Source organism: Coprococcus intestinihominis, assembly GCF_040096555.1.
In the GTDB taxonomy this organism is placed as follows: domain Bacteria; phylum Bacillota; class Clostridia; order Lachnospirales; family Lachnospiraceae; genus Coprococcus_A; species Coprococcus_A intestinihominis.
Window position 1 is genome coordinate 1 of the sequence record NZ_JBBMEK010000091.1, and the last position, 11,265, is coordinate 11,265.

An 11,265-nucleotide genomic window follows, 5' to 3' on the forward strand; every position below is an offset into this window, starting at 1 on the left:
AAAGAAGGTCCGATTGACGGAGTGAGTGCAGAGACTGTGGGAGTATATACAAAGTTCAGAGGAAAAGGTCTATTCCAGGCAGAGAAACGCATCATCAAGCAGGAAACAACGGATGTAGGAATTAAAGCAGCTGTATCAACCGGAGTAGTCAGTATCTATGACCGAAAGAGGGACTACGGGATAGCGGTTCCCATCACGGAGCTTGCAGCGATCTTGAATGAGGCACTGAGGGTTGGGATGACAAAGAAAGGAGAGTAAAGATGATTTGGAAATCAGCAATTTTACTATGGGTTGCATTCTTCCTGGTGAAATACCTTGTAAGAGTTAATATTTCAAGAGAGGAACAGATCAAGATGGCACTGGGAGGCCATTTGAAGTGGACGCCAGAAAGAGTAGTGCTTTTGATTGTATTTTTTGCGGCGATTATCACAAGCCTTGCAACGTTGGTATGGTTCCTATTTTTTGTGTTATAAACTATAAATAAAAATCCCCTGGTGCCATGTAGCAGACAGAGGATCTTCTAAAAAAAATATTCGCTGATTAAAATTATAAAATGAAGATCAAAAAAAGTCAATGAAACGGACACCAGGGAGGTAGTAAGATGGGTAAAAACACACCAGGAAAACAAAAGACAGTGAGACTGAGCGAGGAGGAGTTGAAAGAACTCTGCCAGAAAGCAGTCGAGGACGGCGTATCAAAATACATAACCGTGCAGAATCAAAAGAAAAAGCAGGAATGGAGAGGGCTTCTTTTCAGGACTAAGAAGCTCCTGGAGAATTACACAAAGTTGAAGGATTATGCAGAACAGGCAGTTGTCACTCTGGAACAGGCAGAGGAAGTCGATGAAACGCTTGTGAACATGGACGTACTTATGAAGTTCAAATTGTTCGAGGATGACAAGACTTTGCACAGACAGCTCAGGGGAGTAAATGCCGTGAAGTTTATCATGGCACATGTTGACCGGATGCTGGAGGTGTATAAAAGCAACTGTCTTAATTCTTCGCAGGAAGTCATGCACAGACGATGGTTTGTGATCGAATACATGTACCTGGAGAGGGAGGACGCCAAGAAAACAACAAAAGAGATCGCTGAGATCTACCAGACAGATATCAGTAATATTCAGAAGGACGCAAAAGAGGCAAGAAACGATCTGACCACATTATTTTTTGGGCTGGATGCGATGGTTTTATATGAGATCCGGGACTAATTTCCGTTTTTCTTCCTTTGACTGTCATTTCAGCCGATGATATAGTATAAACTGCAAATTGTGAAGCAAGGGAAACCGAGCTTGCATTTGCATGGTGCTGTGGTGTACTCATTCTTTCCCATGATTCCCAGGTATCTTCGGATGCCTGGGATATCCGTGGAAGTATGATACACAGAATTGTTTCTACCCTGACGTATAATTCTTCCAAAGAGATCGTATCGGATGATACGGTCTTTTTTATTGCCGGAATGGGAAAGGAGTGGTGCAATAGCATGGATGAAACGAACAAAAAGAGGATCGAAGTAGTGGAGATGCGAGTAGGAGATATTAAGTTCGGATTCGGGAACCCACGAAAGATCAAAAAGAAAAAGAAAGAAGAGCTGGAAAGATCCATAGAACAGTATGGAGATTTCGGTTTATTCCTGATTGATGAAAATAATAACGCCATTGGAGGCAACCAGAGAGCAACCACAATGGCTGCTCAGGATCCGGATAGGATTGTTCTATGTAAGCGATTGATCGGCTATTCTGAGGCAGATCTGAGAGCTATCAACATAAAGGACAATACACACGCCGGAGAGTGGGATCTGGACTTGCTGGCAGACTGGACAGCAGATCTGACTACAGATCTTGGTCTGGATCTGAAAGAACTTGATCCGAATGAGCGTAAGAAAAAAGAGATGGAGCTTATCAATCTGGAGAAATACAACTATGTATTGATCGTCTGCAAGAATGAGCTGGATTATAATGAGCTTACCCGGAATCTGGGAATTGATGGTGCGATCGTCCGGATGGGTTCCAAAAAGAAATTGAAAGCACGGGCTGTCTGGTATCACGATATGAAAGCCCAGATCGTAAGTGCTGCGGATGCCGGATCTCTGGATCAGGAAGAGGAAAGCCAGGAAGGAGTGGAGGATGAAGAGGGATAAAACCTTCGGGATCTACGTTCCATCCTACAAGAGGTATGACTGCATAAAGACTGATAAAGTTCTGAATGATTGCACCTATGTAGTCAGAGAATCGGAAGAACAGCTATACCGGGATGCAGGAGTAAGGAAGATACTAGCTGCACCGGATCAGGAAATAGACAGCTTGCCAAAAATCAGACAGTGGATCATAGACCATACGCCCGAGGACATTATCGTACAGATTGATGATGACATCGAGCGTTTTTCTTATGTGAATAAAGTCAACATGGAAGAGATTCCGGATCCGGACATCATAGACGCCGAGTTGGTGCGGATCGGACAGATCCTGAGCGATCTGAACCTGGGGTTTGCAAGTATCAGGATGCAGGAATCCGTTATCAAGTATAATGAGGAGTTCCGGTTTTCCTCTACGATCGGATTAGTGTGCTGGTTCAATAAGGCATCATTAAAATCCAGATATGATGAAAATGTCCGGTTTAAGGCAGATACAGATTTCCAGCTGAGCGAGCTTCTGAATAACCGGATCATTATTGTTCCGGAATACCTGAGAGCCAAAGCACAGTATGACAAGAACAGCGGAGGGAACAACACGAATAAAAATTCAAGCACCATGAATGAAACCATAGAGTACCTGAAAAATAAGTGGGGGAAATATTACGAACATAATTTCAAAACCAATCAGTCAAAAGTGAAAGTGAGGAGATAGAATGAGGATCCTGATAGTTGGACACGGGGTAGTAGGGAAGAACCTGGAGAAGGAACTGGAAGTGCTGCACCCGGACGTCATAGACAAATATAAACCGGAAGAGAACAAAATTGAAGTTCCTTACGGAGTCCGTTACGATATTGCATTTATTTGTGTGGACACACCGATCCGAAAGGAAGAGAGAGTGCTATGCGATACCTCAGAGGTAAAAAATGCGATCATGGAGAATGAAGCGGAGATCTACGTGATTAAGAGCACGGTATCTCCAGGAACCACGGAACAGCTCCGGGTAAAAACTGGAAAGAGAATCATATTCAGTCCGGAATACTACGGAGGTACGCAACATTGCAACAACTTTCGCTTTGACTTTACAATCCTGGGAGGAGAGAGAAAGGCTTGCATTGAAGTCATCCAGGTTTTACAGCATGTATACGATGCCAGACACCAGTTTAGGATAACGGACAGTAGAACGGCAGAATTAACAAAATACATGGAGAACTCTTTTTTGGCAACAAAAGTTTCCTTTTGCCAGCAATTCTATTTTATCGCTTCTGAAATGGATGTAGACTATGAGGAATTGAGAGAGCTGTTCGTGCTGGATCCAAGAGTAAACCCTTCTCATACATTCGTTGATAGGCTGCATCCGTACTGGAGTAGCCATTGCCTGGATAAGGATGTGCCAGCTATTGCAGACGCATATGAAGCTTCACTACTCCAGGAAATTATCAAGTTCAATGAGAATACAAAGAAATGTTTGGGGATCATCAGGAGAGCAGAGATCCCGGAAGGGATAAAAAACGATATGCTCATGTACCAGGCAGGAGTAAGGAGAAAAGAGATCCTGAAAGACCGGGAAACACCGTAAAATCAAGGTTTTGTGAACATTTCGTTAAATTGCAGTACACGCCTTTACATCGGTTTTTCTGTACGCTACAATAAAAGAAAAGGTAGGTAACAGAATATGGGATATGATTTGAGAACACAGAGAGGCTATGATTTTTACTTAGTATCTTCATCATTACAGAAAGCAATCAGAAGAGGAGACGTCAGATGTGCAGGATATTTTGCACTGGAACTTTTCCCGAAGTACAGTGAGTATTGCTGGAAGAGATTGCTGACAGTATCGGCGGAAGATTGCTACGGCCCGATCACAAAAGAGATCATGGCACTGTACGAAGGATTCAAGATAGTGAACAAGGGAAAGAGAGGGGATCAGCTCGGAGGAAGAATCTTTATTTCCAAAGCGGTCATTTTATTATGCACTCAGCCACACAGTAGAGATGCGGACGTACTTTCCAATTTCGTTTACGATCGGAAAAGAGGGCTCACAGACAATCAGATCAACGCCTACATGGAAGAGGCAAGAAATGAAAACATTCCGATCCCTGATTATGCGTATGACGTACATACACGCCAGGGAAAAATGAAAGGCAAGACAAAGGCAGATTTCTTCATAGAAGAGGATCAGTCACTTGCATACAGACAGCTTTCCCTTTTTGATGATATCAACATAGGCGTGATGTAAAGCCGAGAGGCGGCAGGGAGGCGGAGCTGAGATCCTGCACCCACAATAGAACACAAAAGCAAATGAGAGGCATTTCCGGACACCCGGAGGTGCCTTTTTCGTTCCTCAGAAATATAACAAAAGTTGGTAGGTGGTGATGTGTCAAATGAGGAAAACTTAATACAAAACAGAACGGATATAACTCCGGAACAACGCCGTGCCAACGCACGGAAAGCTGGTCTTGCGTCAGCGGCTGCTAAGAAGCGGAGAAAGAACATGAAAAACTCCATGCAAGAGCTTCTGAACATGGAAATTACACCAGCGATGAAAGCCCAGATGCAAAGTCTGGGACTTCTGGACTGCGATTGGACGTATGCTGACTGGATCAACGTATGTGCAATGCAACAAGCCATGAAAGGGAATGTCCGGGCGATGGAGTTCATCCGAGATACTGCCGGATTTAATCCGGAGCTTGCACTGAAAGAGCAAATGTTCGAGTATGAGAAACAGAAAGAACAGGGTGCGGCGGTCGAGATCGAGGATATCTCAGATGTCTTGGCTCTGATTCACGGGTACAGCGCATGGGAAGAGATCCTGAACGATGGTGTAGTTTGTATGCCGATCAAGACCATCACTTACAATTTCGGTCAGAAACATCTGGATTATATCAAGAAGTGTCACTATAACACTTACAATATCGCTGAGGGTGCTGTTCGTGCCGGAAAGACGGTAGATAATGTTATTGCTTTCGCTTATGAATTGTGCCGTGCTCCGGATAAATTCCACCTTGCCACCGGATCCACGATGGCGAATGCAAAATTGAATATAGGCGATGCTAACGGCTTTGGACTTGAGTATATCTTCCGGGGGCAATGCCGATGGAGTAAGTATAAAGACAATGACTGCCTGATTATTCGAGGTCCATACACGAACTTTGAAGAAAAGGTAGTTATTTTTGCTGGTGGTAAATCATCGGACAGTTACAAGAAGATCCGTGGTAACTCATACGGTATGTGGATTGCTACAGAGATCAACTTGCACCACGATAACACCATAAAAGAGGCGTTCAACCGACAGTTAGCCGCTAAGAAGATCAAGATATTCTGGGATCTGAACCCTGAGCACCCGAAAGCTCCGATCTATGTTGATTATCTGGATAAGTGGGAAGAGAAGAACCGGAAGGGAACGCTGGTAGGTGGTTACAATTACGAACACTTTACCATTTTTGACAATATCAACATTACCCAGGAACGTATTGACGAGATCATCAGCCGATACGATCCAGGAAGTATCTGGTACATCCGGGATATTGAAGGAAAACGAAGCATTGCAGAAGGCTTGATTTACGCTAAATTAGCCACTTCGATAGCAGCTAGGGATAACAAATACCTTATGCCTAAGAAAGAAGCCCAGAAATTGGCAAAACAAGGCGGATTCGCACGAATAAATATCGGTGTGGACTTCGGCGGAAATGGATCTGGACATTCTTTCGTTGCAATCGGAGAGACAGTTGGATTCGAGAAACTGATCGTCTTGAAAAGTAAACGATATCTGGAGGGATCCATTGATCCGGAAACCCAGAAGAGAGTAGCGGAGATTGATCCGGAAGATCTTGGTAAGCTGTTTGTGAAGTTTGTAAATGAGATCCTGAAAGATTATGGATATATCACGAAGGTATATGCAGATTCCGCAGAACAGGTTCTGATCCGTGGACTGAAAACAGCATTGCTAAAAAATGGACTTGCAACTATCAAGGTTGTAAATGCTTTGAAATCAAAAATCAATGATCGAATATTCGCCACAACCGCCCTTACTGCTATGGGGCGGCTTTATTATACCGAGGAATGTGAGACATTCCAGGAAGCTGTCAGCATGGCAGTGTGGAACCCTAAGAATATTGATCTGGAAAGACTGGACGATGGTACGTCCGATATAGATACACTGGATGCCTTCGAGTACACCTGGGAAAGAGATATAGGCAAATACATCAAGAAAGCCACATAGGAGGTGGAAACAGTTGGCTATTACAGATTTTTTAAGGAGGGTGGTAGGAAAGATGTTTCCGAAGCAGAATTTGGAACGGAAGCTAAATGTGCAGATAGCAACATCCGGAGTAATGGATAATGCTATTTCCTTATGGCTTCAAATGTATGAAAATAAGCCCCCGTGGATGGGAGGCGAAGCGGACACCAGGACAATGAACCTTCCGGCTGCAATCGCAGAGGAGTTCTCCAGATTGATCCTGACAGAGTTTGAGTTCAAGTTGGAGGGAAGTGCGAGAGCTGATTTTCTCAACGATCAACTCCAGAACTACCTCAGCAACTTCGACAACATTGTAGAAATGTGGGGAGCCCTTGGAGGAATTGCGATAAAGCCGTATGTTTCCGGATCGGATCCATTAACCGGGAAGCCAGACAAGATCCAGTTGGATTTTATTCAGGCGAACAGATTCTATCCAACAGCATTCAACAGCAACAAAGAAATCACAGGAGCTGTCTTTATTGATTCTAAACGTGTTGGAGATTACCTCTATACACGCCTGGAGCATCACAACCTGGAGGGGGATCACTACACAGTAGTAAATAAAGCATACAGATCTGAGAGGCTAAACACGATGACAACCGAGGACGATCAGATCAGTGTGGAGCACCCATTCATGCAGGAGGTTCCATTGGAGACAATCGAAGAATGGGCTGGACTGGAGCCGGTAACGGAAATGGACGGGATCGAAAGACCGTTCTTTTTGTATGTAAAGGTTCCGAGAGCGAACAACATTGATCCTCATTCCCCACTGGGAGCATCGACATATTCCAGAGCAGTTGAAGTGATCCAGGAGGCAGATATCCAGTATTCCCGGATCCTTTGGGAGTACGAAGCAAAAGAGGCTGCTATTGATGCATCACAAGATATCTTTGATATTGACAAGAACGCACAGCCGATCCTTCCGAGAGGACGTGAGCGATTGTTCCGCACCTACGATATGGAGGGAAAGAATAATAACGCTATGCTCCAGCCTTACAGCCCAGATATCCGGGATAGTTCCATGTTCAAGGGGCTGGATGAATTACTCAGGAGAGTAGAGTTTTTGTGTGGGCTCGCATACGGGACATTATCCAACCCGAACCAGGTTGACAAGACAGCTACAGAGATCAAGGCGTCAAAACAGAGATCCTATACAACGGTCAGCAACATGCAGAAAGCCTGGGATAATGGATTAAATAGTCTGATTGAAATTATGAACACGCTATGCGATCTGTACGGAATCACTCCGGCTGGAGAGATCCAGAAGCTGTGCTCCTGGGGGGATGGCGTTCTGGAAGATACTGAGGTTGAGTATCAGAGACGATGGTCCATGGTGCTTGCTGGCAAATTAAAGATTGAGAAATTCTATGCGTGGTACTTCGGTTGTACCGAGGAGGAAGCAAAAGAATACATCCCGGAGGAAAACACATATCCGCCGGAAGAGTAGGAGGAGAATATGGCAATGATAGGTAGTCCGGACAATGTTCCGGATTTTCTTATATCCGTCCACCAGTGCCGGGACTGTGAAACAGATCCACCAGAGTGTACGGATGAAATAAAAAGGACATGCCCTTTTTACCATATCCGGAATGATCCGGAAGATCAGGAAAATGGCACATGCTGACACCAGAGTATCTGAACTCATGCACTGATTATCTGCTTGGCATGTATGACGCACTGAATCAGTCCATTGCGGAAGATATTGCCCGTAGGATTGTAAAGACCGGAAAAATGACGGATAGTGCGAAATGGCAGGTAAAACAGCTCAGAGAGAATGGAGAACTGATGCAGGACATCGTGAAAGACGTTGCCAGGATATCCGGAAAGTCACAGAATGAGGTAAAAAGACTTTTCCAGGATTCTGCACGAACCGGAGTGCGATATGATGCACAACCACTTCTGAAAGCTGGTTGTGATATCGACCTGAAATTATCTCCGGCAATGAACCAGGTGTTAGAGGCTGCCATTGCAAAGACGAATGGCAATATACGCAACCTGACAATGACAACCGGATCCACCACAGGAGGCTTATATCTGGAGGCAACCAACCTTGCCTACATGAAAGCAACTTCTGGCGGATTTTCGTACTATGAGGCGATCAGAGAGGCAATCAAACAAGCTGCTAAAGATGGTGGGTACGTGTTGTACGGGAAAGGGAACAGATCACAGCTTGATGTAGCGATCCGGAGATCTGTATTAACCGGACTGAATCAGACAGCCGGAAAACTGACAGAATTATATGCTGAGGACATGGACGTGGAATATTACGAAACCACAGCCCATGCCGGAGCAAGACCTTCTCATGCTGAATGGCAAGGGAGGGTTTTTAAGATTCACGGATCATCTCCGGATTATCCAAATTTCGTAGATTCTACCGGGTACGGATCAGGATCCGGACTATGCGGCTGGAACTGCCGACACAGCTTCTATCCATACTGGCCGGGAATATCCAGTCCAGCATACTCAAACGAGAGGCTGGCAGAATATGATCGGGCGAAATACTCATACAACGGCGATATGCTGACAGATTATGAGTGTTCACAGATCCAGAGAGCGTATGAAAGAGAGATCCGAGAGATCAAACGTATTCTTTCCAGCTACGATGCGGCAATGCAGGAATCACGAAGCGAAGCACAGATCCAGTGCATCCAGGAAGATTTTACATCGGAGAGCGTGAAGCTGAAAAAGAAAGAGAGGGAGTTGAAAAACTTCTGCAATGATACCAACCGGAGCTATGACAGTGCCAGAACCCAAGTGGTAGCATACAAAGATAGTGAAGGAAGGATTGTCAATTTTGGAAGATCCACAGCTCAAAAGGCTGTATGGGCGAATAAAAAATCAAATTAGGAGGTACATGTAACATGAAGAAAGAAGATCTGTTTAAGCAGTGGGAAGAGTTGAAAACAAAGGAAGAGGATATTGATTGCATTATCCTTTATATTCACATGCCGACTGGCGAAGAGGAAGTGATCGTCAATCCGAATGTGGTTGATAAGATGCAGTATATAGGCAAGACGTACAATGATGATCTGATTCACGCAAACTGCAAAGATATTTATATCACAGACGTTATTTTCTCCGTGAATGATGATTCCTGCATGGACTTTGAAGAGGCCCTTGCGTTGATGAAAGAGGGACACAAGGTAAAACTTCCTTCCTGGGGAGGTTACTGGAGCTGGGATCAGGAAAAAGAGACGGTTATTATGCACACGAAAGATGGCGAAGATCTGGATATCAGAGAAACACAGAGAGTTGGTTACACTCTGGAGAATATTCTTTCTGATGAATGGCAGATTGCTAACGAGGAGAATTGTCCTCAGCTTGGTGGAGAGGCTACATTCTCTTTTGGTTTTGCGATCAAATATCTGAGGAGAGGATTTAAAGTTGCCCGTAAAGGGTGGAACGGGAAGAAACAGTACATCCAGCTTGCCACCGGTATTTCCTACAAAACGGCGGATGGAGATATCGTGAATTGCGAACATGATGCCATCGGTAATATGGCTATCGCATTTTGCGGAACATCCGGAGTTCAAATGGGATGGTTAGCATCTCAGGCGGACATGCTGGCTGATGACTGGATGTTTGTTGAGGAGGAAAACAACGACAGTTCCAAATATTAGAAAGGCGGTGATCCTGATATCTCCCACCTATGGGTTAAATAGGAGGCGGATATAGGCGATCAGCGGTAAGAATGAAGAAATACTCACACAATGGAATAAAAGGTGTACATGAGGCTATACGAAGCTCTCAGGTATGCTTTACGCAGAGGGATTGTCAATAAAAGGCAATCCTTTTGTTTTGCCCTGGAGGTATGGCATATAAACTACTCGGTTCCCCATCGTGCCGGGATATAAATGCACGATAGCAGAGCCGGAGTGAACCGGAATCTAAATGAAATCAGCGAAGAAAGGAAGGTAAGTGACAATGGCTTACGATTTTTTGAAGAAACTTTTTAAGAAGGACGAAAACGGAGCGATCATTCCCATGACTGCCGAGGAACTGGAGGCTGCCATTGATGCAGATAAAAACATCAAGATAGTAGATCTGTCAGCTGGCGGTTATATCGCAAAGGACAAATTCGATGCGAAAGAAACTGAGCTCAAGGGAGTGAAAAAGCAGTTGGAAGATGCCAACACCCAGATTAAATCATTTGAGGATCAGGACGTTGACGGAATCAAGAAAAAGGTTTCTGAGTGGGAACAGAAGTATAACACCGATACTCAGGCGCTGAGAGACCAGATGGCAGCTCAGAGCAGATCCCACGCTGAGGATATGTTCCTCTCTGGATATAAGTTCACATCAAAAGCCGCAAGAAAAGGCGTACTGGACGAACTGAGATCCAAGAAATTCCAGTTGGATGACAACGGAACATTCCTGGGAGCAAAAGAGTTCATGGATTCCCTTATGGGGGACGAGGACTACAAAGGTGCATTCGTAACCGAAAACAAGGATGGAGGTGCTGGATCCGGTGCTGAAGGTGGCAACGGAGGATCCGGAGCAGGTGCCGGAGGTCAGGGCGGAAATCCACCGAGATTTTCTGCCGGAGCAAACGGAGGAACACCAGCCGGAGGAAATCAGAACCCATTCCTGAACATGGGCTTTAACAGATTAAGACAGCCTAAAGAAAATTAAGGAGGATAACAGAATATGGAAGCTTTAAATTATGCTAAAGAATATCAGCAGGCACTGGAGCAGGAGTTCCCTTATGTACTCTACTTCGGTGCTCTTTTTGCAACACCGAACAACGGAAGATACCGCTGGGTAAACTCAAACGTGATTGAGATCCCGGCTATCACTACAACCGGACGTGTGGACGGAGACAGAGACACAATCGGTCAGAAGAAACGTAACTACAACAACTCCTGGACACCACTCCAGGTAACTAACCACAGAACAT

At 44.8% G+C, this 11,265-nt stretch carries 14 protein-coding genes; all 14 read left to right on the forward strand.

The genetic code is table 11. The features are described 5' to 3' along the window. A partial coding sequence (locus WMO25_RS08610; RefSeq protein ID WP_349084993.1) for a hypothetical protein occupies positions 1 to 258 on the forward strand: 258 nt, incomplete at its 5' end. 2 nt (positions 259 to 260) lie between these two features. Beyond that, complete coding sequence (locus WMO25_RS08615) at positions 261 to 473, forward strand: hypothetical protein (protein WP_349084995.1); 213 nt, start codon at positions 261 to 263, stop codon at positions 471 to 473. 128 nt (positions 474 to 601) lie between these two features. After that, the gene (locus tag WMO25_RS08620; RefSeq protein ID WP_347043839.1) at positions 602 to 1,207 is read left to right on the forward strand and encodes a hypothetical protein; all 606 of its coding nucleotides are present in this window, start codon (positions 602 to 604) and stop codon (positions 1,205 to 1,207) included. A 164-nt stretch (positions 1,208 to 1,371) separates the two neighbouring features. Further along, entirely contained in the window at positions 1,372 to 2,136 is a 765-nt protein-coding gene (locus WMO25_RS08625) for a ParB N-terminal domain-containing protein (protein ID WP_195659656.1), read from the forward strand. Beyond that, entirely contained in the window at positions 2,123 to 2,842 is a 720-nt protein-coding gene (locus tag WMO25_RS08630; RefSeq protein WP_195659655.1) for a GREB1-related protein, read from the forward strand. Before WMO25_RS08625 ends, WMO25_RS08630 begins: the two co-directional genes overlap by 14 nt. Position 2,843: 1 nt before the next feature. Then, positions 2,844 to 3,707 carry a Rossmann-fold NAD(P)-binding domain-containing protein gene (locus WMO25_RS08635; RefSeq protein ID WP_349084997.1) on the forward strand — a complete coding sequence of 288 codons (864 nt, stop codon included), beginning with the start codon at positions 2,844 to 2,846 and terminating at the stop codon, positions 3,705 to 3,707. 96 nt (positions 3,708 to 3,803) lie between these two features. Beyond that, positions 3,804 to 4,367 carry a hypothetical protein gene (locus WMO25_RS08640; RefSeq protein WP_349084998.1) on the forward strand — a complete coding sequence of 188 codons (564 nt, stop codon included), beginning with the start codon at positions 3,804 to 3,806 and terminating at the stop codon, positions 4,365 to 4,367. A 138-nt stretch (positions 4,368 to 4,505) separates the two neighbouring features. Then, positions 4,506 to 6,350 carry a hypothetical protein gene (locus WMO25_RS08645; RefSeq protein ID WP_330416437.1) on the forward strand — a complete coding sequence of 615 codons (1,845 nt, stop codon included), beginning with the start codon at positions 4,506 to 4,508 and terminating at the stop codon, positions 6,348 to 6,350. A gap of 13 nt (positions 6,351 to 6,363) precedes the next feature. Continuing rightward, a complete protein-coding gene (locus WMO25_RS08650) occupies positions 6,364 to 7,815 on the forward strand; it encodes a phage portal protein (protein ID WP_349085000.1) in 1,452 nt (483 codons plus the stop codon). A gap of 9 nt (positions 7,816 to 7,824) precedes the next feature. Beyond that, a complete protein-coding gene (locus tag WMO25_RS08655; protein ID WP_181980246.1) occupies positions 7,825 to 7,992 on the forward strand; it encodes a hypothetical protein in 168 nt (55 codons plus the stop codon). Beyond that, entirely contained in the window at positions 7,986 to 9,215 is a 1,230-nt protein-coding gene (locus tag WMO25_RS08660) for a phage minor capsid protein (RefSeq protein WP_349085001.1), read from the forward strand. Before WMO25_RS08655 ends, WMO25_RS08660 begins: the two co-directional genes overlap by 7 nt. Before the next feature lie 14 nt (positions 9,216 to 9,229). Further along, entirely contained in the window at positions 9,230 to 9,988 is a 759-nt protein-coding gene (locus WMO25_RS08665; RefSeq protein WP_349085002.1) for a DUF2829 domain-containing protein, read from the forward strand. Positions 9,989 to 10,292: 304 nt separating this feature from the next. Beyond that, entirely contained in the window at positions 10,293 to 11,000 is a 708-nt protein-coding gene (locus WMO25_RS08670) for a phage scaffolding protein (protein WP_117636149.1), read from the forward strand. A 15-nt stretch (positions 11,001 to 11,015) separates the two neighbouring features. Next, positions 11,016 to 11,265: hypothetical protein (locus WMO25_RS08675; protein WP_435384305.1), on the forward strand; the 250-nt coding region annotated here is incomplete at its 3' end.

Excerpts from the sequence above, each read along its gene's own strand:
- WMO25_RS08615 (WP_349084995.1), top strand. The coding sequence starts at position 261 with ATGATTTGGAAATCAGCAATTTTACTATGGGTTGCATTCTTCCTGGTG.
- WMO25_RS08620 (WP_347043839.1), top strand. The coding sequence starts at position 602 with ATGGGTAAAAACACACCAGGAAAACAAAAGACAGTGAGACTGAGCGAG.
- WMO25_RS08625 (WP_195659656.1), top strand. The coding sequence starts at position 1,372 with ATGATACACAGAATTGTTTCTACCCTGACGTATAATTCTTCCAAAGAG.
- WMO25_RS08630 (WP_195659655.1), top strand. The coding sequence starts at position 2,123 with ATGAAGAGGGATAAAACCTTCGGGATCTACGTTCCATCCTACAAGAGG.
- WMO25_RS08635 (WP_349084997.1), top strand. The coding sequence starts at position 2,844 with ATGAGGATCCTGATAGTTGGACACGGGGTAGTAGGGAAGAACCTGGAG.
- WMO25_RS08640 (WP_349084998.1), top strand. The coding sequence starts at position 3,804 with ATGGGATATGATTTGAGAACACAGAGAGGCTATGATTTTTACTTAGTA.
- WMO25_RS08655 (WP_181980246.1), top strand. The coding sequence starts at position 7,825 with ATGGCAATGATAGGTAGTCCGGACAATGTTCCGGATTTTCTTATATCC.
- WMO25_RS08660 (WP_349085001.1), top strand. The coding sequence starts at position 7,986 with ATGCTGACACCAGAGTATCTGAACTCATGCACTGATTATCTGCTTGGC.
- WMO25_RS08665 (WP_349085002.1), top strand. The coding sequence starts at position 9,230 with ATGAAGAAAGAAGATCTGTTTAAGCAGTGGGAAGAGTTGAAAACAAAG.
- WMO25_RS08670 (WP_117636149.1), top strand. The coding sequence starts at position 10,293 with ATGGCTTACGATTTTTTGAAGAAACTTTTTAAGAAGGACGAAAACGGA.